At 62.6% G+C, this 25,717-nt stretch carries 22 protein-coding genes and 1 pseudogene; 17 read left to right on the forward strand and 6 right to left on the reverse strand.

The features are described 5' to 3' along the window. Window positions 1–64 precede the first annotated feature (64 nt). The 7 genes from waaF to AC0IW7_RS14400 are packed head-to-tail and all read left to right on the forward strand — an operon-like array spanning window position 65 to window position 6,934. A complete protein-coding gene (gene waaF, locus AC0IW7_RS14370; RefSeq protein WP_471818884.1) occupies window positions 65–1,099 on the forward strand; it encodes a lipopolysaccharide heptosyltransferase II in 1,035 nt (344 codons plus the stop codon). Next, window positions 1,099–2,100, forward strand: coding sequence for a lipopolysaccharide heptosyltransferase I (gene waaC / locus AC0IW7_RS14375; RefSeq protein ID WP_471818886.1), 1,002 nt, complete (start codon window positions 1,099–1,101; stop codon window positions 2,098–2,100). The genes waaF and waaC overlap by 1 nt, the downstream gene beginning before the upstream one ends. Further along, entirely contained in the window at window positions 2,100–3,221 is a 1,122-nt protein-coding gene (locus AC0IW7_RS14380; RefSeq protein WP_471818888.1) for a glycosyltransferase family 4 protein, read from the forward strand. The genes waaC and AC0IW7_RS14380 overlap by 1 nt, the downstream gene beginning before the upstream one ends. Continuing rightward, the gene (gene rfaP / locus AC0IW7_RS14385; RefSeq protein WP_471818889.1) at window positions 3,218–4,039 is read left to right on the forward strand and encodes a lipopolysaccharide core heptose(I) kinase RfaP; all 822 of its coding nucleotides are present in this window, start codon (window positions 3,218–3,220) and stop codon (window positions 4,037–4,039) included. The genes AC0IW7_RS14380 and rfaP overlap by 4 nt, the downstream gene beginning before the upstream one ends. Further along, entirely contained in the window at window positions 4,039–4,773 is a 735-nt protein-coding gene (locus tag AC0IW7_RS14390; RefSeq protein ID WP_471818890.1) for a lipopolysaccharide kinase InaA family protein, read from the forward strand. The genes rfaP and AC0IW7_RS14390 overlap by 1 nt, the downstream gene beginning before the upstream one ends. Beyond that, window positions 4,770–5,516 (forward strand): lipopolysaccharide kinase InaA family protein, encoded by a 747-nt coding sequence (locus AC0IW7_RS14395; protein ID WP_471818892.1) that lies wholly within the window; start codon window positions 4,770–4,772, stop codon window positions 5,514–5,516. The genes AC0IW7_RS14390 and AC0IW7_RS14395 overlap by 4 nt, the downstream gene beginning before the upstream one ends. Next, window positions 5,513–6,934, forward strand: coding sequence for a lipopolysaccharide kinase InaA family protein (locus tag AC0IW7_RS14400; protein WP_471818894.1), 1,422 nt, complete (start codon window positions 5,513–5,515; stop codon window positions 6,932–6,934). Before AC0IW7_RS14395 ends, AC0IW7_RS14400 begins: the two co-directional genes overlap by 4 nt. A gap of 118 nt (window positions 6,935–7,052) precedes the next feature. Here the strand turns inward: AC0IW7_RS14400 and AC0IW7_RS14405 are convergent, their stop codons facing one another. Then, the gene (locus AC0IW7_RS14405) at window positions 7,053–9,143 is read right to left on the reverse strand and encodes a TonB-dependent receptor family protein (RefSeq protein ID WP_471818896.1); all 2,091 of its coding nucleotides are present in this window, start codon (window positions 9,141–9,143) and stop codon (window positions 7,053–7,055) included. 205 nt (window positions 9,144–9,348) lie between these two features. On the opposite strand from AC0IW7_RS14405, the gene AC0IW7_RS14410 reads away from it, so the two are divergent. Continuing rightward, window positions 9,349–11,769 (forward strand): glucose/quinate/shikimate family membrane-bound PQQ-dependent dehydrogenase, encoded by a 2,421-nt coding sequence (locus AC0IW7_RS14410; RefSeq protein ID WP_471818898.1) that lies wholly within the window; start codon window positions 9,349–9,351, stop codon window positions 11,767–11,769. A gap of 16 nt (window positions 11,770–11,785) precedes the next feature. Here AC0IW7_RS14410 and AC0IW7_RS14415 read toward each other — a convergent pair whose 3' ends face one another. The 5 genes from AC0IW7_RS14415 to AC0IW7_RS14435 form a co-directional block, all read right to left on the reverse strand. After that, complete coding sequence (locus AC0IW7_RS14415; protein ID WP_463550647.1) at window positions 11,786–12,244, reverse strand: DUF2214 family protein; 459 nt, start codon at window positions 12,242–12,244, stop codon at window positions 11,786–11,788. 143 nt (window positions 12,245–12,387) lie between these two features. Next, window positions 12,388–13,437: a sensor domain-containing diguanylate cyclase gene (locus AC0IW7_RS14420; protein WP_471818899.1), complete on the reverse strand. Its 1,050-nt coding sequence runs from the start codon at window positions 13,435–13,437 to the stop codon at window positions 12,388–12,390. Further along, window positions 13,412–14,791 carry an MATE family efflux transporter gene (locus tag AC0IW7_RS14425; protein WP_471818901.1) on the reverse strand — a complete coding sequence of 460 codons (1,380 nt, stop codon included), beginning with the start codon at window positions 14,789–14,791 and terminating at the stop codon, window positions 13,412–13,414. Before AC0IW7_RS14425 ends, AC0IW7_RS14420 begins: the two co-directional genes overlap by 26 nt. Window positions 14,792–15,845: 1,054 nt before the next feature. After that, window positions 15,846–16,976, reverse strand: coding sequence for a M14 family metallopeptidase (locus AC0IW7_RS14430; RefSeq protein ID WP_471818903.1), 1,131 nt, complete (start codon window positions 16,974–16,976; stop codon window positions 15,846–15,848). Window positions 16,977–17,091: 115 nt separating this feature from the next. Next, entirely contained in the window at window positions 17,092–17,385 is a 294-nt protein-coding gene (locus AC0IW7_RS14435; protein ID WP_122493265.1) for a hypothetical protein, read from the reverse strand. Between the two features lie 270 nt (window positions 17,386–17,655). On the opposite strand from AC0IW7_RS14435, the gene AC0IW7_RS14440 reads away from it, so the two are divergent. The 9 genes and pseudogenes from AC0IW7_RS14440 (at window position 17,656) to AC0IW7_RS14480 (ending at window position 25,635) form a co-directional block, all read left to right on the forward strand. Next, window positions 17,656–18,783: an MlaE family ABC transporter permease gene (locus AC0IW7_RS14440; RefSeq protein ID WP_122493264.1), complete on the forward strand. Its 1,128-nt coding sequence runs from the start codon at window positions 17,656–17,658 to the stop codon at window positions 18,781–18,783. Beyond that, a complete protein-coding gene (locus AC0IW7_RS14445; protein ID WP_471818905.1) occupies window positions 18,780–19,574 on the forward strand; it encodes an ABC transporter ATP-binding protein in 795 nt (264 codons plus the stop codon). The genes AC0IW7_RS14440 and AC0IW7_RS14445 overlap by 4 nt, the downstream gene beginning before the upstream one ends. Window position 19,575: 1 nt before the next feature. Then, entirely contained in the window at window positions 19,576–20,514 is a 939-nt protein-coding gene (locus AC0IW7_RS14450) for an MlaD family protein (protein ID WP_463540187.1), read from the forward strand. Then, the gene (locus AC0IW7_RS14455; protein WP_471818907.1) at window positions 20,511–21,134 is read left to right on the forward strand and encodes an ABC-type transport auxiliary lipoprotein family protein; all 624 of its coding nucleotides are present in this window, start codon (window positions 20,511–20,513) and stop codon (window positions 21,132–21,134) included. The genes AC0IW7_RS14450 and AC0IW7_RS14455 overlap by 4 nt, the downstream gene beginning before the upstream one ends. 210 nt (window positions 21,135–21,344) lie before the next feature. Then, a pseudogene (locus AC0IW7_RS14460) lies at window positions 21,345–22,367 on the forward strand (PDC sensor domain-containing protein); the annotation flags it as partial. Between the two features lie 135 nt (window positions 22,368–22,502). After that, window positions 22,503–23,231: a methyl-accepting chemotaxis protein gene (locus AC0IW7_RS14465; protein ID WP_471818984.1), complete on the forward strand. Its 729-nt coding sequence runs from the start codon at window positions 22,503–22,505 to the stop codon at window positions 23,229–23,231. Between the two features lie 125 nt (window positions 23,232–23,356). Then, window positions 23,357–24,709 carry a UDP-N-acetylmuramate:L-alanyl-gamma-D-glutamyl-meso-diaminopimelate ligase gene (mpl, locus tag AC0IW7_RS14470; RefSeq protein WP_471818909.1) on the forward strand — a complete coding sequence of 451 codons (1,353 nt, stop codon included), beginning with the start codon at window positions 23,357–23,359 and terminating at the stop codon, window positions 24,707–24,709. Window positions 24,710–24,716: 7 nt separating this feature from the next. Next, complete coding sequence (ubiX, locus tag AC0IW7_RS14475; RefSeq protein ID WP_463552131.1) at window positions 24,717–25,346, forward strand: flavin prenyltransferase UbiX; 630 nt, start codon at window positions 24,717–24,719, stop codon at window positions 25,344–25,346. After that, window positions 25,339–25,635: a YceK/YidQ family lipoprotein gene (locus tag AC0IW7_RS14480; RefSeq protein ID WP_471818911.1), complete on the forward strand. Its 297-nt coding sequence runs from the start codon at window positions 25,339–25,341 to the stop codon at window positions 25,633–25,635. Before ubiX ends, AC0IW7_RS14480 begins: the two co-directional genes overlap by 8 nt. Window positions 25,636–25,717: the final 82 nt, after the last annotated feature.

Raw genomic sequence — 25,717 nt, forward strand, 5'->3', positions numbered from 1 at the left:
GACAACCGCTATCAAGCAGTGACAGGGAGGCTTAACCGCCTCCCTGCTCATTTGCGGAGTTTGAATGAACATATTGATCGTAGGGCCGAGCTGGGTAGGCGACATGGTGATGGCGCAGACCCTGTTCCAGTGCCTCAAGCAACGCCACCCCGACTGCCACATCGACGTGCTGGCGCCCGACTGGAGCCGGCCGATTCTTGAGCGCATGCCCGAAGTGCGCAGCGCGTTGAGCTTTCCCCTTGGCCATGGCGCGCTGGAGCTGGGCGTTCGTCGGCGCATCGGCAAGTCGCTGGCGGGCCAGTACGATCAAGCCATTGTGCTGCCCAATTCGCTGAAATCGGCGCTGGTGCCGTTTTTCGCCGGCATCCCCAAACGCACTGGCTGGAAGGGCGAGTTGCGTTACGGCGTGCTCAACGATGTGCGCAAACTCGATAAAGAACGCTACCCGCTGATGATCGAGCGCTTTATGGCGCTGGCCTACGAGCGTGGCGCCGAGCTGCCCAAGCCTTACCCGCAACCGAGCCTGCGCATTGAGCCGCAAAGTCGCGACGCCGCCTTGGGCAAGTTTGGCCTGAGCCTGGACCGCCCCGTGCTGGCGCTGTGCCCGGGCGCCGAGTTTGGCGAGTCGAAAAAGTGGCCGGCTGAGCACTACGCGAAAGTCGCCGAGCTGAAAATTCGTGCCGGCTGGCAAGTGTGGTTGTTTGGTTCGAAAAACGACCACGCCGTTGGCGAAGCCATTCGCGCCCGGCTGATTCCCGGCCTGCGCGAAGAGGCCCGCAACCTGGCCGGCGAAACCTCGCTGGCCGAAGCCATCGACTTGCTCTCCTGCGCCTCGGCCGTTGCCTCCAATGACTCTGGCCTGATGCACGTGGCGGCTGCGCTGAACCGTCCGCTGGTGGCGATTTACGGCTCCACCTCGCCGGGCTTTACGCCGCCGCTGGCCGATCAGGTGGAAATCGTGCGCCTGGGCATCGAATGCAGCCCGTGCTTCGACCGCACCTGTCGCTTTGGTCACTACAACTGCCTGCGCGAACTGAAACCACGGCCCGTGATGGAAGCGCTGGGACGGCTCGCGCCAGACCCGGTCGAGGTCGATTAATGCGGGTTTTGCTGATTAAAACCTCGTCCCTGGGCGATGTGATTCATAGCCTGCCGGCGCTCACCGATGCGGCGCGCGCCATTCCCGGCATTCAATTCGACTGGGTGGTGGAAGAGGGCTTCGCGGAAATTCCTGCCTGGCATCCCGCTGTGGCCCAAGTGATTCCGGTGGCGATCCGCCGCTGGCGGAAAAACCTCTGGCAAACCTTCAAGAACGGCGACTGGAAACGCTTCAAACAGCGCCTCGGCGAAACCCGTTACGACCTGGTAATCGATGCCCAGGGCCTGCTCAAAAGCGCCTGGCTGACCCGCTACGTCAACGGCCCCATCGCCGGTTACGACCGCGATTCGGCGCGCGAGCCGATTGCCTGCCGCTTCTACGACCGCACCTATGCCGTGCCGCGCGAGCAGCATGCGCTGGAACGTATTCGCCAGTTATTCGCCCAGGCGCTGGACTATCCGCTGCCGGCAACCATCGGCGATTACGGTCTCGACCGCGCTTTGTTGGCCGACCCCGGCGCACCGCCGTATCTGCTGTTTCTGCATGGCACCACGTGGGCCAGCAAGCATTGGCCGGAAGCCTATTGGCGCAGTTTGGCCGAGCAGATGAGCGAGCTGGGTTACGCCATTCGCCTGCCGTGGGGCAACGAAGCCGAGCAGCAACGCGCCGAACGGATCGCCGCGGGGTTGGAAAACGCCGTGGTACTGCCCAAATTAAATCTGGCGGGCGTGGCGAAAGTGATTGCCGGGGCGCAAGCCTGCGTGGCGGTGGACACTGGTTTGGGCCATCTGGCCGCCGCGCTGGATGTGCCGAGCATTTCGCTGTACGGCCCGACCTTACCGGGCCGCGTCGGCGCCTATGGCCGTTCGCAGATTCACCTGTGCGCCACCGGCCCGAATGCCGGCCTGGGCGACCGCGAAAAACCCTGTTTCGATGACCTGCTGCCCGAGCGTGTGGCCACCGAGTTACAAGCCCTGCTCTTGGCGCCGGAGACTGTGTAATGCAACTGGCTTTTGTGCTGTACAAATACTTCCCCTTCGGCGGCCTGCAGCGTGACTTCATGCGCATCGCCCTGGAGTGCCAGCGGCGTGGCCACAGCATCCGCGTCTACACCTTGATCTGGGAAGGCGATATTCCGCCCGGCTTCGAGGTGCTGGTGGCGCCGGTCAAAGCCTGGTTCAACCACCGTCGCAACGAAAAGCTGCTGGCCTGGGTGCAGGCCGACCTGGCCAAGCGCCCGGTCGACCGCGTTGTCGGCTTCAACAAAATGCCGGGGCTGGACGTGTACTACGCCGCCGACGGCTGCTTTGAAGACAAAGCGCAAAACCTGCGTAACGCCCTGTACCGCAAATGGGGCCGCTACAAACACTTCTCCGACTACGAGCGCGCCGTGTTCGCGCCCACCGCGAAAACCGACGTGCTGATGATTTCCGAGGTGCAGCAGCCGCTGTTCGTCAAACACTACGGCACGCCCGCCGAGCGCTTTCACTTGCTGCCGCCAGGCATTGCCGCCGACCGCCGCGCGCCGGCCAATGCCGCCGACATTCGCGCTGAGTTCCGCCGTGAGTTCAACCTGGGCGACAACGACTTGCTGCTGGTGCAGATCGGCTCCGGCTTTAAAACCAAAGGCCTGGACCGCAGCCTCAAAGCCGTGGCCGCGCTGCCTAAAGAACTGCGCAAACGCACGCGGCTGATCGTCATCGGTCAGGACGATCCCAAGCCGTTCCTGCTGCAAGTGGCGGCGCTGGGCATTAGCGAGCAGGTACAGATTCTCAAAGGTCGCAGCGATATTCCGCGCTTCTTGCTCGGCGCCGATCTGTTGATTCACCCGGCCTATAACGAAAACACCGGCACCGTGTTGCTTGAAGCGTTGGTGGCGGGATTGCCGGTGCTGGTTACCGATGTGTGCGGCTATGCCCACTACATCGAAGAAGCCGATTGCGGGCGCGTCATTCCCAGCCCGTTCGACCAGGAACGGCTGAACAGCACCTTGCGCGTCATGCTCGAAGACGACGCCCAGCGCGCGGCCTGGGCGGCCAACGGCCTGGCCTTCGCCGACAGCGCCGACCTCTACAGCCTGCCGCAACGGGCAGCCGATGTAATTCTGGAGGCGCGCCCATGAAGCTGATGCTGAATGAACCATTCAAACACTTGTGGGCAGGGCGCGACGCCTTTGCCGAGGTCGAGCGTCTGGACGGCCAGGTGTACCGCGAGCTGGAAGGCCGCCGCACCTTGCGCACCGAAGTCGACGGCCGTGGCTATTTCGTGAAAATTCACCGTGGCATTGGCTGGGGCGAAATCTTCAAAAACCTGTTCACCGCCAAGCTGCCAGTGCTCGGCGCCGGGCAGGAACTGAAAGCCATCGAACGCCTCACCGAAGCAGGCGTGCCGACCATGACCGCCGTGGCTTACGGCGAGCGTGGCGCTAACCCGGCGGCGCAGCATTCGTTCATCGTCACCGAAGAGTTGGCGCCGACGGTGAGCCTTGAAGATTTCAGCATCGACTGGATCAAGCAGCCGCCCGCGCCGCGGCTCAAATGGGCGCTGATCGATGAAGTGGCGCGCATGACCGGCACCATGCACCGCGCCGGCGTTAATCACCGCGACTGCTACATCTGCCACTTCCTGCTGCACACCGATAAACCGGTGACAGCCGATGATTTCAGACTCTCCGTCATCGACCTGCACCGTGCCCAGAGCCGCGACAAAATCAGCCGCCGCTGGCGCGATAAAGACCTGGCCGCCTTGTATTTCTCGGCGCTGGATATCGGCCTGACCCAACGGGACAAACTGCGGTTCCTGCGCACCTATTTCCAAGCCGCCAATGGCACCGATTCGTTGCGCCAGATCCTGCGCGAACAGGCGCCGCTGCTGGCGTGGCTGGAACGCAAAGCGGCAAAACTGTACGACCGCAAACAGCGCTACGGGGACGCGCTCTGATGGCGTCGTGGCACCTGCACCCGAACTACCAACACTTGGTCGCCGACTTTGGCGGACTCGACGAAGTGTTCGCCCTGACCGGCAAGCGCATGACGCGCGACCCGATTTCTGAAGTGATCCGCGTCGAGCGCGACGGCGTCGGTTATTACGTGAAGCGCTACCGCAGCGCCGGCAAGGGCCTGCGACCGTACCTGGCGCGCCTGCGGGTGCGCAGCGAATGGCAAAACCTGCAACGTTTCGCCGACTGGGGCTTGCCCACCGCCGAAGTGGTGGCGCGTGGTTTCGAGCGGCGCAATGGCGCGTTTGTGCGCGGCGCCATGATCACCCGCGAACTGCCTAATACCGACGACCTTGGGCGGATGGCAAAAAAAGGTGATGCGCGGCTGCAAGACCCGGCATGGGTCGATGGCGTCAGCCGGCAGTTGGCCCACGGCACGCGCGTGATGCACGACCATCACTTCACCCACAACGATTTGAAATGGCGCAACTTGCTGGTCGATGACCAGCGCACGCTGTTTTTTATCGACTGCCCCAACGGCGCGTTCTGGCGTGGGTTTATCCTGCGTTACCGGATCATCAAAGACCTCGCCTGCCTCGACAAGGTGGCCAAATACAAGCTGTCGAACACCCAGCGCCTGCGCTTCTACCTGCAATACAGCGGGCACGCCCGGCTTAACCAAGCGGACAAAAAACAGATCCGCAAGATCGTGAAATTTTTTGAGGGTCGGGAATGAAGGATTTTATCGCCGCTGAAGACCGGGCGATTCTAGCCGCCCACCAGCTCGACAGCTTCGACGCGCTGTGGGCGCTGGAGCTGGAGGCGGTGGACGAGCCGAATACCGAGCGAGGCGGTTACAGCTCGGTGTCGCGGTTGGTGCTGGGCGATCACGCCTATTACCTCAAACGCCAGACCAACCACCTGACCCGCAGCCCGCTGCACCCTTTCGGCGAACCGACCTTTGCCCGCGAGCTGCGCAATATCGAGCGCTACCAGAAGCTCGGCATTCCGGCGCTGCACGCGGCGTTTTTCGCCCAGCGCCGGGTAGACGGCAACGAGCAAGCGATTCTGCTGACCCGAGCGCTCGATGGCTGGAATGATCTCGAATACTGGTTGCGCGACTGGAACAACCACAGCGAAGCCCAGCGCATGGCCATTTTGCGCGCGTGCGGTGAACTGGCCCGCCGCCTGCACAGCGCCCATCAAATGCACGGCTGTTTTTACCCCAAACATATTTTCCTGCGTGAATCGGCTGACGGCTTCGACGCCCAACTGATCGACCTGGAAAAAACCCGTCGCCTGGTCTTCGGCAAGCGCGACCGCATCAAAGACCTTGAGCCGTTGCTGCGCCGTGCCAGCAGTTGGAGTCAGGAAGAAATCTGGCACCTGCTGCTCGCCTATGTGGGCGACAAAGGCAGCGCGCAAACCTGGAGCAAACGACTCGGCGCCCGCAGCGCCCACAAGGCCGCGCGTAAATGAGCCTGAGCCAACTGAACGCCGCCGGCCGCACCCCGGCGCTGCCAATTACCGTGCAAGTAGGCGGCGAACCGTTGCAGCTACACACCTTGCTGCGCGTGCTGCCCGGCCATCGTTATGTTGGCGTGGCCACCTGGCGCGGGCGCGAGGTGTTTGCCAAGTTGCTGGTGGGTCCCAAGGCGGAACGACGTTTCCATCGTGAGTCCAAAGGCGTGCATTTGCTCCTCGACCAGGGGCTGCTGACGCCTGCGCTATTGGCCGAAGGGTTTGAGCCAGGCGAGGGCGGCTGGCTGCTGTTCGAGTATCTGCAAAATGCACACAGCATCGGCGATGCCTGGCGGCTGGTGGAACAGGAGGCGCCGGCCTCTGACGGCCAGCAAGCGGTGCTGGCTCAAGCGCTAGAGGCCATCGGCAAGTTGCACAGCAAAGGCCTGTGGCAAGCCGACCTGCACCCCGACAACCTTTTGCAGCACAACGGTCAGCTGTACCTGATTGATGGCGGCGGCGTGCAAGCGCAAGTGCCGGGCCAGCCGTTGGGCCGGGACGAAGTGCTGCGCAACCTCGGCGTATTCTTCGCCCAGTTGCCCGGCAACCTGGAACCGTTTCTGGAAGAGCTGCTTATTCACTACCTGCTGGCCAACGGCGAGCACGCCTTGCCACTGGAAAAACTGCTCGGCGAAATCGCCAACGTGCGTCGCTGGCGCGTGCGCGACTACCTGAAAAAAGCCGCCCGTGATTGCAGCCTGTTCAGCGCCCGCATCGGCGCGTTTAGCGCCCGGGTTGTGCGACGCCAGGCCGAGCCGCGTTTGCAAACCTTGCTCAGTGCGCCGGATGCCGCCATCGACAGCGGCCACCTATACAAAACCGGCGGCGCTGCGACCGTGGCGCGGGTTGAGCTGAATGGCGAGCCGTTGGTGGTCAAACGCTACAACGTGAAAAACCTCGCCCACTGGCTGAAACGCTTCTGGCGCCCGAGCCGCGCCTGGCATAGCTGGCTGGAAGGCAATCGCTTGCTGGTGCTGGGCATCGCCACGCCGTTGCCGCTGGCTGTAATCGAACACCGCTGGTGCTGGTTGCGCCGCCGCGCCTATTTGGTGACCGCCTACTGCGGCGAAGAAGACTTGATCGCCCGCTTTGCCCCATACCTGAACAGCGCGCCGCCCGAGCACGAACTGGTGCAACTGGACCGGTTGTTCGCCGCGCTGATCCGCGAGCGCATCAGCCATGGCGACTTCAAAGGTCACAACCTGTTCTGGCACCAAGAACAGTGGACATTGATCGACCTCGACGCCATGCAACAACACCGCAGCCAAAGCAGCTTCGCCAGCGCCTACGCCCGCGACCGCGCGCGCTTTCTGCGCAATTGGCCGGCGGAGTCGGCGTTGTATCGGTTGCTGGATCAGCGCTTGCCGGTGCTCTAAAGGCGTCGCGGCTAAACCGGAACGCCGGCCGGCCGATCCCACAGATGGCATGTCTCTTGTGGGGGCGGCCGGCCGGGGCTCCGGTTGTAGCCGCGATCTTTTGATCCTGAAAACCCAGTCACTCGAACTGGTAAGAAGCCCCCACCCCTGCGTACCAACTGCGCCCCGGCGCTGCCTCGTAATACCGGCTATTGCCGTCTCCGACGATCACCGAGCCCACGTATTGCTTGTCGAACAGGTTGTCCAGCCGCACCAGTTGGTGAACCGTCCAGGCGCCATGTTTTTGCTCGAAGCGCGCGCGCCAGTTGAACACGCTGTACGCCGGCGCAGGCTTGGCGCTGTTGCTGTCTTCGACATAGACCTTGCTGCGGTACAGGCCTTCGACGGCGGTGCTGATGCCGTCGATGGGCTGCCAGGTGAGTTCGGCGAAGAGGGTGGTGCGCGGTACGCCGGGGAGGTTGTTGCCGCTGTCGATGGCGCGGGTGCCGCTGACGAAGCTCGAGTCGTACTGCGCCTGCAGATACGTATAGGCGAGGTTTGCGCGCCAACGCTCGCTGAGCTGACTTTCCACGCCCAACTCAAAACCACGCCGTAGCGTGCGGCCCGCGTTCTGGTAGCTGGTGCGGCCGTTGCGATTGGCGAATACCACGATTTCGTCGTCAGTCTCGATCTGAAACACCGCCGCATTCACCCGCGTGGCGCTGCCGGCCAGAGCTTTGAGACCGATCTCGTATTGGGTGCTGGTGGACGGGTCGAGGTTGTAATTGACCCCGGCAGCGTTGTTTGGCGCGTACGCCAGTTCGCCCTGGGTCGGCGTTTCAAACCCTCGACCCACGCTGACATACCCGTTCAGCTCGGGGGTAAAGGCATAACCGAGGCTAAGCGCCGGGCTTGCCTGTTCGTAGCGACGATTGCCGCTGTCATCGCCGTTGGCCAGGTAGTGATCGTCAACGTCAATTTCGACAGTGCTGTAGCGCACGCCGCCCTGCAACGTCCAGTCGCCAACCTGCCAGGTCGCCTGGGCGTAGGGGTCGAGGCTGGTGGCGGTGTCTTTTTCATCGCGGCGCAGCGCGCCTTTCACGCCCAGTTGGTCACCGTTGAAGTTCTGATAACCCTGGCGGTCATCTTCGCTCTGGTCGTAATCCAGGCCAAACACCACGTCGACCTCACCAACAGGTTGCAGCCAACGCAGGCTGCCGCCGTGGAAGCGTCTGTCGAACGACACAACGCCGCCGCCGAAATTGTCGTTTGACGGGGTGCCTTTGGGAATCGACAAATACTGAACCACGCTGCGCCTGCCCGCATAAGCCGTGGCCTGCAACGTCGCGTTGCCTATGTAGCGTTCATAGTTCGCCCCGACCTGCTGGTGATCGATGCTTTTGCGCGTGTTGTAGAGTTCGGCGTTGCCCGTCACCGAGCGCGGGTCGGCCTTGTACGCATCCCAGCTCTGACCGAGCGGATCTTGCGTGCCGTTCTGCTCCAGGCTGCTGAAAATCAGCGCGAGCTTGCTGTCGTCGTCCGGTTTCAGGTTGAGCTTGGCGAAGGTTTGGTCGCGGCGGGCGGCGCTGTGGTCGCGGTAGCCGTCGGTGTCCATGCGCGAAGCGTCCAAGAGAAAACCGGCCTTTTCACTCGCGCCTTCAGCGCTCAGGTGATTTTTGTTCAGGCCGTCGCTGCCAAAAATGGTCTCGGCGCCCACGGTCGGCGGCCCTTCAGGATCACGCGAAAAGACCTGAACCACGCCGCCCGCGTTGCTGCCATACAGGGTAGACGCCGGCCCGCGCAGCACTTCTATGCGCTCGGCGGTGTCCAGATTGAAGGTCGCCGCCTGGCCTTGGCCATCGGCCGTACTGGCTGGAATACCGTCGGTGATCAGCTTGATGCCACGCACGCCAAACGCCGAACGGGCACCGAAACCGCGTGAGGAAATTTGTAGGTCTTGCGCGTAGTTCTGACGGTTTTGTACCACCAGCCCCGGCACGCGGCTAAGCGCCTCCGAGGCGTTGATGCCCAGCTGACCATCGCTGATCTGCTGGCGATCTACGCTGTCTACCGAGAAGGGCAGGTGAAAGCTGTCGCTCGCTTGGCGAGAGCCGCTGACCACCAGCGGATCGAGCTGTACGGATGGAACGGCTTGCTCGGCGTTGGCGGTGGCGACGGCGAGCGCGGTGAGTAGCAGGGTGTAAGGCGGGATTCGATTCAATGCAGTCATGGCCGGTTTTATACAGGTCAGTGAAAACCGCAAACGATGCGGAATGGGCATAGTGGGCGATTATCGGCACAAAAGTCACCCCAGCGCAGCCGCTCTGGCGCCGGATGTTGCACCCTTGCTCGCCGTTTTGGCCGGCCACGTTTGGTTGCCAATCTGATTGCCAATTGCCCGGCGCGACCGGGCAAACGAACACGAGGAACAGTGCATGACAGATCCGATAACCGTTGGCGCCCGGCGCCCCGGCAAAGCCGCCCGCTGGTTGGTAATAGCCGTGGGCATCGCCATTGCCTTGGTCGGTTTGTACCTGATTGGGGGCGGCGCTTACCTGGCCGTGCTCGGCGGCAGTTGGTACTTCGGCTTGTGCGGTTTGGCGACCCTGGGCGCCGGTGTGCTGATTGCCAAGCGCAATCCGAACGGGGCTGCGTTGTTTGGCGTGATCGTAGTGCTTTCGGCTATTTGGGCGGTGTGGGAAACCGGCCTGGAATTCTGGCCGCTGGTATCGCGGCTGTTTGTCTTTGCCGTGATCGGTCTGGTCGTCGCGCTGCTTTACCCGACGCTGGTACGTCTGTCGCCAGAGCTGCATGACGAGCCCGGGCGCTTTTCCTACGTGTTGAGCGCTGTGCTGGCCGTCGGGATTATTGCCACCTGCGCCTACGCCTTTGTGCCCACGCCGATGGTGGCCGCCGACAGCGATGCGCCGGTCACGCCAGTGGCCAAAGGGCAGGAGCAGAAAGACTGGAAGCATTGGGGCAATACCACCCACGGCGACCGTTTCGCCGCGCTCGATCAAATCAACAAAGACAACATCAATAAGCTGCAAGTGGCCTGGACCTTCCGCACCGGCGACCTGCCTGAAAGCACAGGCTCCGGCGCCGAAGACCAGAACACGCCGCTGCAAATCGGCGACACGCTCTACCACTGCACTGCGTACGGCAAGGTGTTCGCGCTGGATGTGGACACCGGCAAAGAACGTTGGCACTTCGACCCCAAAGGCTCGGCGCCCAACTGGCAGCGCTGCCGGGGGCTGGGCTATTTCGAGGACGCGCCGAGCGCGCAGCCAGCCGCCGAAAATGTGGCAGCAAGCACCGCGCCGAGTGCGCCGGCTGCCTGCGCCAAGCGCATCTTCCTGCCGACCATTGACGCCCGCCTGATCGCTTTGAACGCCGAAACCGGCGAGCCGTGCAGCGACTTCGGCAACCAGGGCACAGTCGACCTGACCACTGATATGGGCGAGGTTAAACCGGGCTACTACCAGCAAACCTCAACCCCGTTGGTGGCCGGCAATGTGGTGGTCGTGGGCGGGCGCGTCGCCGACAACTTTTCCACTGAAGAACCGCCAGGCGTGGTGCGCGCCTTCGATGTGCACACCGGCGCATTGGTCTGGGCGTGGGACCCGGGCAACCCGCAAATCACCCAACGTCCACCCGAAGGGCAAACCTACACGCGCGGCACGCCGAACGTGTGGTCGGCCATGGCTTATGACGAAAAACTCGGCCTGATCTACCTGCCCACCGGCAACGCCACGCCGGATTTCTGGGCCGGCAGCCGCACCGAACTGGACGATAAATACAGCTCGTCGGTGGTTGCCGTCGAAGCCGCCACCGGCGCCGTTCGTTGGCACTTCCAAATGACCCACCACGACCTGTGGGACTTCGACATTCCGGCCCAGCCGCTGCTTTACGATGTGCCGGACGATGCCGGCGGCACCCAGCCGGCGCTGGCGCAAATCACCAAGCAAGGCGAAATCTTCCTGCTCAACCGCGCCACCGGCGTGCCGATTGCCAAGGTCGACGAACGCCCCGTGCCGCAAGGCAACGTGCCGGGCGAGCGCTACTCACCGACGCAGCCGTTCTCGGTGGACATGCCCTCGATTGGCAATCAGCAGTTGTACGAGGCTGACATGTGGGGCGCCACCGTTTTCGACCAGTTGCTCTGCCGCATCCAATTCAAAAGCATGCGTCATGAAGGCGTGTACACCCCGCCAGGCCTGGACCCCGCCTTGCAATTTCCCGGCTCCTTGGGCGGCATGAACTGGGGCAGTGTCTCGGTGGACCCGAACACCCACTACATGTTCGTCAACGACATGCGCCTGGGCTTGGCCAACTACATGATCCCGCGCGACAAAATTGCCGCTGGCGCCAGCGGTATCGAAATGGGCGTGGTGCCGCAGGCTGGCACCCCGTTCGGCGCGATGCGTCAGCGCTTTCTGTCAGTGGCTGGCATTCCGTGCCAGAAACCACCGTTTGGCACCCTGTCCGCCATCGACCTGAAAACCCGCAAGCTGGTCTGGCAAGTGCCGGTCGGCACCGTGCAAGACACCGGCCCGCTGGGCATCAAAATGCACCTGCCGATTCCTATCGGCATGCCGACGCTGGGCGCCTCCATGGCCACCCAGTCGGGCCTGTTGTTCTTCGCCGGCACCCAGGATTTTTACCTGCGCGCCTTCGACAGCGGCAACGGCAAGGAAATCTGGAAGTCCCGTCTGCCGGTCGGCAGTCAATCCGGCCCGATGACCTACGTGTCACCGAAAACCGGCAAGCAATACATCGTCATCAGCGCCGGCGGCGCCCGTCAGTCACCGGAGCGGGGGGATTACGTCATTGCGTATGCGTTGCCGGATAAGTAGCGGATCAAATTGAGCGCTACGAGCCGATGACTCCGTAACCCCGAGCCATCAGCGCAGCTAACAGCGGAATGATCAGCAGGAGCAGCAGTTCGATGCGAATGACCATGGTCACCAGCATCGCTTGCTTGGCGCTGATGGTGGGCAGCTCGCCGGCTTTGAGGGTGTTGCGCCAGTTAAGGAAGACGAAGGTGGGCACGATGGAGATCAGGCCGACCAGAATGAACAGGCCGAACTTGGCGTGAAACACGCTGTTGTTCAGGTAGTAGTCCAACCCTTTGCCGTACCACATCACGCGCGCCGCCCCGGTTGCCAGCACCAGGCCAGCGGTGGCGCCGTAGGCGATGTCGATGCGGATCAGGCTGCGGGCGCGGCTCAGGTCCAGCGGCAGTTTGAACAGTTGGTGTTCGAGGGTGAGCAGGGCGAACAGCAGGAAGATCGATAGGTAGTGCAAGTACGCAGCGATGGCGGCGGCCATGTTGGGTTCTCTCAGTCTGGGGAAAACGTATTTCTCCTGTAGGAGCTAGCTTGCTAGCGAACCCTGCACACGTCATTTTCCCTCGTTTTCAGGGTTCGCGAGCAAGCTCGCTCCTACAAAAGCGGCGCGGTATTAGGCGTTGTTCAGTTCAGCCCTTTGCCGGCAAATTCTTCAAACTCCACACGATTACGTCCGTTGCCCTTGGCGTGATACAGCGCTTTGTCTGCGCGTTTGAGTGCCCGCTCGGGGTTTTCCTGCGGCTCGGCCAGCGCGCAGCCGACGCTGATGGTCAGGTCCAGTTCCACCTCGCCTGCCGGGATGGGCGTGCGGGCCAGGGCGGTGCGGATGCGCTCGCCGATCAGGCGTAACTCCTGTTCGTCGTGCACTTGCGTGAGCACCACAAATTCCTCGCCGCCGCTGCGGGTCACGACGTCTTGCGGGCGTACCGCGGCGGCAATGCGGCGGGCACTTTCCCACAGCACTTTGTCGCCAGCGTCGTGGCCATGGGCATCGTTTACCCGTTTGAAATAGTCGAGGTCGCAGAACAGCAGCCCCAGATGCATACCGCGTTCCTCCGCGCGCGCCTGTTCGCGCGGCAGGAAGTGTTCGAGACCGGCGCGGTTCCACACTTGGGTGAGCGTATCGAGCATGGTCTTGCGTTGTTCGCGGCTTAGCGCAGCGCGCAGTTGTACGGTTTGTTCGCTGACGTGGCGCAGCTTCAAATAGCCTTCGGCCAATGTGGCCATGTCGCGCAACCGCTGTTTCTGTTTGCGGTTGAGGGTTTTGGGCGCCGGGTGCAGCAGGCAGAGGGTGCCGATAGCGTGGCCATCCTGGGCAAACAAGGGTTGTCCGGCGTAAAAGCGCAGCCAAGGAGGGCCGGTGACCACCGGGTTGTCGGCGAAGCGTTGGTCGGTGTGGGTGTCTTCAACGATAAACACGTCATCTTGCAGAATCGCGTGGCCGCAGAACGAGACGCTGCGGGGCGTTTCAGGAACCTCCAAGCCGAGGCGCGCCTTGAACCATTGACGCTCGCGATCCACCAGGCTGATCAGCACCGTTTTCACCTCGAACATCTCACTCACGATGCGCACCAGCACGTCGAGATAAGGGTCGGCCGGCGTATCGAGCAGCTCCTGGTTATCCAGTACTTCCTGACGAACAAGTTCGTTAACGGGATTCTTCGGTATGAGCATTCGCTGATCCTTCGGGACTTGGCGAAACGAACCACAGGTCGTGGCGGGTCAGGTGATAAGCATAGACACCCAAACACAGGCTTCGTAGTCCCATGAAAGCCAGAAACGCCAACCACAGCCCATGATTGCCGAAATCTTGCAGCCACCAGGCCAGCGGCAAGGCGAGCGCGACGCTGAGCAGCATGGAGTCGCGCATTTCCCGTGCCCGAGTGGCACCGATAAAGAGGCCGTCGAGCAAGTAACTCCACACAGCCACCAGCGGCAAAGCCGCGAGGTACGGCAGGTAAATGTCGGCGGTGTGGCGCACGGCGGCGATATCGGTTTGCAGGGCGATAAACAGGTGACCGCCCACGGCAAAACACAGCGCAAAGACCAGGCTGGCAATCAGCGACCAGCCGCCGGCCACCACCAAACTGCGCAGCAGGCCTTGCCGGTCTCGACTGCCCAGCGCGTGGCCGCACAGGGCCTCGACGGCATGGGCAAACCCGTCGAGGGCATAGGCAGTCAGCAGTAAGCCATTAAGAAGCAGGGCGTTGGCCGCGACGGTTTCATCGCCCAGTCGCGCGCCTTGTACCGTGAGCAGGAAGAACACGCCCTGCAGCGCCAGTGAGCGGATAAAAATGTCGCGGTTCACCGCCAGCAGTGGCCGCCAATTTCGCCACAACGTCATCGCCGCCCAATGGGTGCGCCCCGGATAGCGCCGCAGCGCCCCGCTGGTTAGCGCCAAGCCCAACAGCGCGCCGCCCCATTCGCTGAGCACCGCCGCCCGCGCAGCACCGACAACGCCCCAGTCGAGCCCCAGCACAAACCACAACGACAGCACGATATTCAGCACGTTAGTGCCCAGCAGAATCGCCAACGGCGCCCGCGCGTTCTGGGTGCCGAGGAACCAGCCGATCAGCGCGAAATTCGCCAGCGCGGCGGGCAGGCCCCACAGCCGCGTGTGGAAGAACGCGCGGGTCTGTTCATCCAGTTCAGCGGACGGATTCATCAGCCCCAGCGCCATATCGCCAAACGGCAACGCGAGCAAGCCGAGGGTCAGCGCCAACAGCGCGGCGAGTACCAGTCCCTGCACCAACACCTGCCGCAGCGCGCCGCCATCGGCACGACCGCTGGCCTGCGCCGCAAAGCCGGTGGTGCCCATGCGCAGGAAACCGAGAATGCCGACGATCATCACGTACAACGTGCTGCCCACCGCCACGGCGCCGAGCTGGTGGGCGTGGGGCAGATGCCCGACCACGGTGCTGTCCACCAAGGCCACCAGCGGCACCGAGATATTGGAGAGGATCATGGGCGCGGCCAGCGCCCAGACTTTCTGGTGAGTGGGGGCGTGGCTCCAGGCTTGGCGCAGCATCGGGGACTCCTGTGGACGCCGCAGTATAGAGGCGCGTCGACACCGCGCCATAGGTGCTTATATGCCCGGTGAATATGGCTAAACGGTTGATGCTTCTGGCGGTGGTTGGCCTAGGCTGGAAGTACGGACTCTTTTCCCAGAGGTGTCGCCATGACTATAAAAACAAGAAAATGCATGATTGCTTTAGGCCTGTTGGCGATTTGCGCGGTGTATGGCGCGGCCGCCATCCGTGTGGAGTTGGCGCGGCAGGGGCCGCCGGTGGCGTCGATTACGTGTAAGCAGGATCAGTGTTTGCCGCATACGGGGTGGTTGAGTTCAATGCGGTGAGGGGTGGCTCGAGGGCCGAGCTAGCCTCGATCTGGCGGTCTGCGGTTGGATTTCGCAGGTATTCTCTGCCGCGTGCGCTGAGCTTTTTTGATTCGCGCTTTATGCGCGAGCTTCTTTGCCGCGTTCGTTATCAGATCCTCCGTCATCCTCGCGAACGCGGGGATCCAGTATTTCAAGCCGTGCACGGTAGATCGGCAGAGGTATTCATTACCGCGTGCGCTGAACGTCTTGTTTCGCGCCTTACGCGCGAGCTTCTCTGCCGCGTTCGTTATCCGATCCTCCGTCATCCTCGCGAACGCGGGGATCCAGAATTTCAAGCCGTACACGGTAGATCGACAGAGGTATTCATTACCGCCTGTGCTGAGCGTTTTTGTTTCGCGCCTTACGCGCGAGCTTCTTTTGGCATTGCCCCAAAAGAAGCCAAAAGGTCTAGCCCCTACCTTGGGTCTGCGCTGCGCTGCGACTTCCCTCCCTCCGTCGCTGCTCCGGGGGCACGGCGAGACGGGCCATCCTTGGCCCGACACGCCTCTCGCGGCTCCCGGCCGCTCAACCCCCTACGCAACGACTCCACTCGGCCTGCGATGAACGGTGCGGGGTAGGTCAAGAGCGGAAGATCAAGAGCGGTAGATCACGAGCCAGACCACAAGCCGATCACAGGCAGATCACAAGCCGATCACAAGCACATCAAAAACTCGCGGCTGAAGCCGCTCCTATAGGGGAGGGGGGGTTATCGGAGCTCGTCGATCATGCTCGCGGTCACGCTTAGTACATCTTTTGCCAGTTGTTTTGACCGTTTGCCGTCCCAACCCGTTGTTGGGTTTGGGGTGTCGTCGTGGTCTTTGAAGGGCATTTCGATGGTGAAGGACAGGCAGTCAAATTCTTGCCCAACGGCGTTGCAGGCCAGGGCCATGTTGGCTTTGCCCGGTTCGCTGCGGGGGTAGCCGTAGCGGGTTTGGAATTCGGCGCCGTGGGCGACGAGGCGTTGGCGGAAGCGTTCTTCCAGGCCGGCGATACGCGGGGTGTAGCCGGGGTTGCCTTCGCAGGCGGCGGTGAAGACGTGGGGGATTTCTTCGTCGCCGTGGATGTCCAGGAACAAGTCCACGCCCACCGCGCGCATGTGCTGTTGCACGAAGAACACTTCCGGGGTTTCCGTTTCGTTGGCCGATTGCCAGGCGCGGTTGAGGTCTTTGCCGGTGGCGTTGGTGCGCAGGTGGCCGCGGTAGGCGCCGTCGGGGTTCATGTTGGGCACCAGGTACAGATCGGCTTTGCTGAGCAAGGTGTTGAGCTCGGCGTCGTCGCGGTTTTTCAGGCGTTCGATCAGGCCTTCCATAAACCATTCGGCCATGTGCTCGCCGGGATGCTGCTGGGCGATGATCCAGATTTTCCGCTGTGCGTTGGGGGTGCGGCTGATACGCAGCAGTTGGATGTCACGGCCTTCGATGCTTTTGCCACAGGCGACCAATTGCGCGTCGGCTTTGACCAGCGCCTGGTCGATTAGCCAGTCGTGGCGCTCGCGGCTGTAGGGTTCGAAGTAGGCGAACCAGATTTGCGCTTGCTCAACGTCCAGGCCAAAGCTCAGCGTGCCATCGACGTAGGTGGTGGGCACGCGAAACCAGGTTTTTTGGTCGTACGAGGCGGCGGCGTTATAGCCGGGCCAGGCCCAGCTGTACGCGGCCTCGCCGGCGTTGGTGATGCTGAAGTCGTAGCGCTGGCCGGATGTGAGGTCTTCGGCTTTGAAGTGGAACCACTGAAAGTGGGCGCTGTTGAGGTCTTTGCGCATTTTCAGCAGCGGGTGCTGCGCGTTGCTGAGGTCGTGAACCTCGATGTTGCCGCTGTCGAAGTGGGAGCTGATTCGCATGGTGAGCCTCTACATCTGTCCGTCGCCCGTTACCGGGCGTGTATGGCCTGTAGCTTCGCAGTTGCCCGCGCGGTTGCAAACGCAGAAGGCGACACAAATGTGCAAGCCAGCAGGCTTAGCTGATCAATAGACTGATCAGCCATAACCCCAGCAGCAACCAGATAATGCCCAGCACCACCGAGCGGCGCATAAAGGCGCGCACGGCGCTGTAGAGAAACAGCAGACCGATGACCAGCGCGACAATGCTCAGCAACGATGGGGTAATGCCTAGCGCGCTGGACAGACCGTGCAGGAACTGGCTGCCGGCGTTGCCGATCAGGTGCAACAGGCCGCTCAGCCCGTCGACGATAAAGCGGATAACCGTGCCCAGCGCGTGGCCAAGCCAATCGAAGAATCCTTCTACCTGCATGCTCTGTCCTCGGGGTGCATGAACAACGACGTTAAGCTTGGGCAAGCGCAGCGTCTGGCGGTTCCATTTGTACGGTATTGCCTGTGTAGGAGCCAGCTTGCCGGCGAATCCTGGAAACGATGGGCCGGGCTAGAGCTTCGCGAGCCAGCTCGCTGCTACAAACGGCGGCCGCATCTGCAAGCGGCAAGAGCAAGAAACACCTTAACGCGCGCGTGATGTAACCTGCCGTTGCTACGCTACCGGCCACCCAGGATGAGTAAGCCGTTTTACATGACTTCAGCCTTACAGTTAGACACCGCCGCATCGCCTGCGCAGCTGAGGATCAGCGGCGACTGGACCTTGCCCCATTACAGCCAGCTGGCCCGCGACGTGGCGACCATGCGCCCACGGCTTGATGGCGCCACCGCCGTTCACCTCGCTGACCTGCAGGCGCTCGACACCTCCGGCGCAGCGCTGTTGGCTGACTTGCTCGGTGCGGAGCGCTTGATTGATCTGGCGGCCAGCGATGCGTCCCTTACGCCTGCGCGGCAAGCGCTGCTCAACTCCGTGGGCGCCGCGCTGCGTACTTACTGCCAACCAGAAAAACCCAAACCCCGTGCCGGCTTGGCCGATGTGCTCGCGCATATCGGCGGCTTTGTCGCGAGTTTGTGGGAGCGCGTCGCGGCGCTGCTCGGGTTTATTGGCCTGGTGCTGGAAACTCTGCTGCGCGGCCTGTTCGCACCGCGCCGCTGGCGGGTTACGTCGCTGGTTTCCAATATCGAGCAAACCGGTCTGGATGCGGTGCCCATCGTGGTGCTGCTGACGTTTATGGTCGGCGCGGTGGTGGCGTTTCTCGGCGCCACGGTGCTGGCCAATTTCGGCGCCACTATTTATACGGTCAACCTGGTGGCCTTCGCCTTTCTGCGCGAGTTCGGTGTGCTGCTCACCGCCATTCTCATGGCCGGTCGCACGGCCAGTGCGTTTACGGCGCAAATCGGTTCGATGAAGGCCAACGAAGAAGTCGACGCCATTCGCACGCTGGGCCTCAACCCGATTGAGTTGCTGGTGCTGCCGCGCGTGCTGGCGCTGCTGGTGTCGCTGCCAATCCTGACGTTTTTGGCCATGCTGTCCGGCATTCTCGGCGGCGCCGTGGTGTGCCTGCTGGTGCTGAATATTTCGCCGACCATGTACCTGACCATTCTTCAGGGCATCGAGGTGCAGCACTTGCTGGTGGGCTTGAGCAAAGCGCCGGTGTTTGCGTTTCTGATTGCCGTGATTGGTTGCCTCGAAGGCTTCAAGGTCAGCGGCAGCGCGCAGTCGGTGGGTGAGCACACGACCTCGGCGGTGGTGCAGTCGATTTTTGTGGTGATTCTGCTGGATGCGGTGGCGGCGATGTTCTTTATGGAGATGGGCTGGTGAGTGCACAAGCGAGCGCCCTGATTGAGGTTCGCGACCTCACCAACGCCTTTGGCGCGCAGGTGGTGCATGAGCATTTGGACCTGGACGTTATGCGCGGCGAAATTCTCGGCATCGTCGGCGGCTCGGGCACCGGCAAGTCGGTGCTGCTGCGCTCCATTGTCGGCCTGCAACGGCCCACGGCCGGCAGCGTGAAAGTGTTCGGCGAAAATTTGCTGAGCCTGTCGCCGGAAAAGCGCTCGCAGGTCGAGCGCCGCTTCGGTGTGTTGTTTCAGTCCGGCGCGCTGTTTTCCTCGCTCACGGTTTTGGAAAACATTGCCTTGCCGCTGATTGAGCACGCCGGCCTTAGCCGCGATGAGGCTGAAAGCCTGGCCGTGGTGAAACTGGCCCTGGCTGGGTTGCCGGAAACGGCGGCCTACAAGTACCCGGATTCGCTCTCGGGCGGCATGGTGAAACGTGCCGCGCTGGCCCGCGCCTTGGCGCTGGACCCGGAAATCGTGTTTCTCGACGAACCCACGGCCGGCCTCGACCCCATCAGTGCGGCCGCGTTTGACCAACTGATTCTGACCCTGCGCGATGCGTTGGGCCTGACGGTGTTTCTCGTCACCCACGACCTCGACACGCTGTACACCATCTGCGATCGGTTGGCGGTGCTGTCGCAGAAACGCGTGCTGGTGGCCGGCGACCTGACCACCGTGGCGGCCACGCCGGACGCTTGGGTTCACGATTACTTTCATGGCCCCCGTGGCCGTGCCGCGCTGCAAGCCAGCGCCCGTTTAACGGAGAACAACTGATATGGAAACCCGCGCCCATCACGTGCTGATCGGCTTATTCACGGTGATTGCCGTCGGCGCCGCGCTGCTGTTCGGCCTGTGGCTGGCCAAGTCCACGGCTGACCGCGAATTCGCCCTTTATGACATCGTCTTTTATGAGGCCGTGAACGGTTTGTCGCCCGGCAGCACCGTGCAGTACAGCGGCATCAAAGTGGGCGAAGTGATCGCCTTGAAACTCGACCCTAAAGACCCGCGCAAAGTCCGCGCGCGCATTCGCGTTGCGGCGGATACGCCGGTCAAGCAAGACACCCACGCCAAGTTGTCGCTGGTGGGCATTACCGGGGGTTCGTTTATTCAGATGCACAGCGGCTCGCCGCAAAGTCCATTACTGGTGAGCAAGACCGGCAAGGTGCCGGTGATTGTTGCCGACCGCTCGCCGATCACGGCGCTGCTGGCCAGTGGTGAAGACCTGCTGACCAACATCAACAAGCTGGCCGCCAGCGCCAACGCATTGGTGTCGCCCGACAACGTGGCGCGGGTCAGCCGCACGCTTGATCACCTTGAGCAAGCCACTGGCGCCATTGCCGATGAGCGCGAGGACATGCGCGCCATCGTCAAACAACTGGCCGCCGCTTCGCGCCAAGCCAGCGTGACCCTGGAGCAAAGTAGCAAGGTCATGGCCACCGCCAACAACCTGCTCGATCAGCAAGGCAAGGAAGCGCTCAACAGCGCCCGCGACGCCATGGCCGCGCTGGACCGTGCCAGCCAGAGCATTGAAAACCTGCTCAATGAAAACCGCGATTCGCTGAATGCCGGCGCCCAGGGCCTGAGCGCCATTGGCCCGGCGGTTGGCGAGTTGCGCGAAACCCTCAGCAGCCTGCGCGCGATTACCCGTCGCCTGCAGGAAGACCCGGCCGGCTACCTGCTCGGCGGCGAGAAGAACAAGGAGTTCCAACCATGACCCCGCGCGCCCATCGCCCGTTGTTGATGCTCGGGCTGTTGAGCCTGTTATCGGCCTGTTCAATTTTGCCGAAAACCGAGCCGAGCACCATTTACCAACTGCCTGCTGCGCCGGTGTCGGCTGTTAGCGCGGGCGCGCCGGTGAGTTGGTCGCTGCGCGTGGCCAAACCGCAGGCGACCATGGTGCTCGACAGCCCGCGCATCGCAGTGGTCCCGCAGGGCAGTGTGATCAGCAATTACCAGGGCGCGCGCTGGGGCGACACCGGCCCGGTGCTGCTGCGCAATCGACTGCTCGATGGCTTCCAGGCCGACGGTCGCGTTCAGCAGGTGAGCAGCGACGACGCGCAGCTTCAGGCCGATGTGGTGTTGAGCAGCGACCTGCGTGCGTTCCAGGCCGAATATCACGACGGCCAAGTGGCGGTGGTGGTGCGCCTGGACGTGCAACTGGTGGACAGCGTCAGCCGTAAAATTCTCGCGGCACGGCGCTTCGATGTGCAGCAGCCGGCAAGCAGCGCGCAAGTGGCTGACGTGGTGCGTGCCTTTGGTCAGGCCAGCGATGCCTTGAGCGCCCAGTTAGTGCCGTGGACCGTGGCCCAGGGCGAGGCCAAGCGAAAACCCTGACGAGTGGTCAGCGGGAGAGCCGATTAGGAGCTAAAGCTACTAATAGCGGCGGTCGATAAGAACAAAGCGTGTAGTCATAACAATGAAATTTGCTGACCGAAAAGTCAGTCGCTTTGTATACAATCTGCCTTCAATCTCCCTCCAAGCCCATACAGGTAACCGCCCATGCGCCTCTGGCAACGCAGTATTCAGTGGCAATTAATCCTCAGCATGGGCGCCGCTCTGCTGGCGAGCATTCTGATTGTTGTCGGCATTTATGCCGCCGTGGTTAACCGCCTTGCGGAGAAGGCGTTGGTCGAGCAGGCCTTGCCGGCCAGCGTGACCGCCATTGGCAATGACCTGGAACGGATTCTCACCGAACCCCTCACCGCCGCCCGCAGCATTGCGGAAAACAGCATGGTCGAGGAATGGCTGGCCAACGGCGAAGACCCGGCCCAGCAGGAAGCGTTCATGCGCTACCTGCGCGGCGTGCAAGGCCAGCAAAAGGCGCTGACCACCTTTATTGTCGCGGCCGACAGCGGCCATTACCTCACCGAAACCAAGTTGGATCGCACCCTTACACGCGGCCCGTCCGAGAACGGCTGGTTCTACAGCTTTGTCGATGGCAGCGAGAACCGCGTGGTGCAGATCGACACCGACAAGACCACCAACCAGCCCACGCTGTTTATCAATCAGCGCATCACCGCCAATGGCAAAACCCTTGGCTTGGCCGGGCTGGGCTACGGTTTGCAAGCCATGTCCGATCTGGTGCGCAACTTTCACTTTGGCAAAACCGGGCGGATCTTCCTGGTTAGCGCCGACGGCAAAGTAAAGATTCACCCACAGGCCGAATTCAACGACACCCGCCAACTCAGCGACCTGCTGGGTAGCGATGCCGCCGGAAAGTTGCTGGTCGACAGCGGCAAGGCTGTGCACTTCGAGCGCGACGGCGAGGCTTACCTGGCCGTGGCGCAGCCCCTGAAAACCCTGGGTTGGCTACTGGTCAGCGAGGTGCCCGAGGCGGAAATCTACGCCGACGCCAACCAGGCGCTGATCACCAGCAGCCTGATCGGGCTCGTGGTGGCGCTGTTCTCCTTGGGACTGGTGGTGCTGCTGGCCCGTGGGCTGGTGCGTCCGATCAAGCAGGTGACCGATGCCCTGGTGGAAATAGGTGGCGGTGGTGGCGACCTTACTCGCCGTCTGAATGAAACGCGCCAGGACGAATTGGGTGATCTGGCCCGAGGGTTCAACCGCTTCATCGCCAGCCAGCGCGACTTGATCAGCGCCGTGCTCGGCACCAGCGTTAAGCTGCGTACCGCTGTCGACCAAGTGGCCACCGTGGTGGAAAACACCGCCGGCCGTGCCGGACGCCAGCAGGAAATGACCGACATGGTCGCCACCGCCGTGCATGAGATGGGCCTTACCGTTCAGGAAATCGCCCGCAACGCCAGCAGCGCTGCCAGTACCTCGCAAAGTGCCCGCGACGAAGCCGTGCAAGCGCGGCAAGTGGTCGGCGGTTCAATCAAGCAGATCGAGCAAATGTCCGACGACATCGGCGAGGCGTCCGGCGCCGTCGGCGAATTGGCCAACGAAGTGGCGTCCATTGACCAGGTGCTGTCGGTGATTCGCGGCATTTCCGAACAAACCAACCTGCTCGCCTTGAACGCCGCCATCGAAGCCGCCCGCGCTGGAGAAATGGGCCGTGGCTTTGCCGTGGTGGCTGACGAGGTGCGAACCCTGGCAAGCCGCACCCAGGCCTCGACGGGTGAAATTCAGCAAATGATTCAGCGCCTGAAAACCGGGGCGCAGGCGGCGGTCAGCTCGATGCAGGCCGGCCAGGCGGCGACCGGCAATGGCGTGCAGTCGAGCCAGCGCACGGGCGAGTCGCTGGGTTCGATCACGGCGCAAATCGAGCGCATCAGCGACATGAACACCCAAGTGGCGGCTGCGACCGAGGAGCAGTCGTCGGTGACCGAAGAAATCAACCGCAACGTGCAGGGCATCGCCGACTTGGCGCATGCCACCTCGGATGAAGTGCAAGTCTGCCGCCAGGACTGCAAAACCCTGCTCGGTCTGGCCGATGATCTGGGCAAACAAATGGGCAGCTTCCGCCTGTAAATTTTGCTGCCGCTCAGCCCCTCTGCCATCGCCCGTGCGGGTGGTGGGGGAGGGCGCTGGCAAACCTCTCTGGTTCATCCCCAACGCCTGCGGTAACCTGCCCGCCTGTTCTCCGGGGGTTGGTTATGCACATTCATGTTCTGGGTATTTGCGGCACTTTCATGGGCTCGCTGGCCGTTCTGGCCAAGGAGCTGGGCCACCGGGTGACCGGTTCCGACGCCAACGTGTACCCGCCCATGAGCACCCAACTGCAAGCTCAGGGCATCGAACTGATGCAGGGCTACGACCCTTCCCACCTCGACCCTGCGCCTGATTTGGTGGTGGTGGGCAACGCCCTGTCGCGAGGCAACCCGGCGGTGGAATATGTGCTCAATAAAGGCCTGCCGTATGTGTCTGGCCCGCAGTGGCTGGCCGACCATGTGCTGCAAGGCCGCTGGGTGTTGGCCGTGGCCGGCACCCATGGCAAAACCACCACCAGCAGCATGCTGGCGTGGGTGCTGGAACACGCCGGCATGAGCCCGGGCTTTTTGATTGGCGGCGTGCCGCAGAACTTTGCGGTGTCGGCGCGCCTGGGCGGCACGCCGTTCTTCGTGGTCGAGGCGGATGAATACGACAGCGCGTTTTTCGACAAACGCTCCAAGTTCGTCCACTACCGCCCGCGCACCGCCATCCTTAATAACCTCGAATTCGACCATGCCGATATCTTCCCGGACCTGGCCGCCATCGAGCGCCAGTTCCACCATCTGGTGCGCACCATTCCCAGCGAAGGCATGGTGATTTACCCGGCCGCCGAAACCGCGCTCAAGCGCGTGATCGACATGGGCTGCTGGACCCCGGTGCAAACCACCGGCGACGGCGCGCAATGGCAAGCCAAGCTGCTCAGCGAAGACGGCTCGCGCTTTGAAGTGAGCTTCGAAGGTGTGGCGCAAGGCGTGGTCGATTGGCCGCTGACCGGCCAGCACAACGTCGCTAACGCGCTGGTGTGCCTGGCTGCTGCGCGGCATGTCGGCGTGGTGCCGGCGCAGGGCGTCGAAGCACTGAGTGCGTTCAAAAACGTGAAGCGACGGATGGAAAAGGTTGCCGAGGTGAACGGCGTGACCATTTACGACGACTTTGCCCACCACCCGACCGCCATTGCCACCACTCTGGATGGCCTGCGTAAACGTGTGGGTTCGGCAAAGATCATCGCCATCATCGAACCGCGCTCCAACTCAATGAAACTCGGCGCCCACCGCGACGGCTTGCCCGACTCAGTGACCCAGGCCGATCAGGTGTACTGGTTCGCCCCACCGAATCTCGGCTGGGACCTGGCCGCCACCACCGCAAGCTGCACCGTGCCCTCGCACGTGTGCGACTCGCTGGAAGCCATCATCGCCGCTGTCAAAGCCCAGGCCACCCCAGGCACGCAAGTGGTGGTAATGAGCAACGGCGGCTTCGGCGGCCTGCACGGCAAACTCGCGGCGGCGTTGGAGGGCTGAGGCCATGATGAACGGACCTGAACGCGTCACCCTGGCCATGACCGGCGCTTCCGGCGCGCAATACGGCCTGCGCCTGCTCGACTGCCTGGTGCAGGAAGAGCGCGAAGTGCACTTTCTGATTTCCAAAGCGGCGCAGCTGGTGATGGCTACTGAAACCGACGTCAGCCTGCCGGCCAAAGCGAAAATGATGCAGGCCTTCCTCAGCGAATACACCGGCGCCGCGCCCGGGCAGATTCGCGTGTACGGCAAGGAAGACTGGATGGCGCCCGTGGCCTCCGGCTCCGGCGCACCGGGGGCGATGGTGGTGGTGCCGTGTTCGACCGGCACGTTGTCGGCGATTGCCACGGGTGCCTGCAACAACCTGATCGAACGCGCTGCCGACGTGGCGCTGAAGGAACGCCGTCAACTGATTCTGGTGCCGCGTGAAGCGCCGTTCTCCAGCATTCACCTGGAAAACATGCTCAAGCTTTCCAACATGGGCGCGGTGATCTTGCCGGCCGCACCGGGCTTTTATCACCAGCCGCAAACCATCGACGACCTGATCGACTTTGTGGTGGCGCGCATCCTCAACGTGCTTGGGATTCCCCAAGACATGCTGCCGCGCTGGGGCGAGCATCACCTGAGCAGCGATGAATAAAACCGCGCGGGCCTTGCTGCTGGTGCTGCTTGCGGCCCAATTGTTCGGCTGCGCCACCACCCGCACCTTGAACGCCGCCAAGCCGGGTGCGCCCGTGGTGTATGCCGGCACGCGACTGGATTGGTACACCTTGAACGGCGGCTGCTGTCCGCTGGACCGCTTTGGCGCCGAAGCGCCGAAATACCCAGGGCTCGATTTGCCCGCCAGCGCGTTACTCGACACGCTGTTGCTGCCGTTGTCGCTGGCTGCTGCGTTGGGGTTCAGCCTCGGGGTAAGCGGCGGATTGTGATGGGTGCTCGCCTTGCGACTCTGGGTCCCCGCGTTCGCGAGGACGACGGGGATAACCGATAAACCTCCGTCGTCCTCGCGAA

The organism is Pseudomonas sp. AC229 (genome assembly GCF_979254655.1).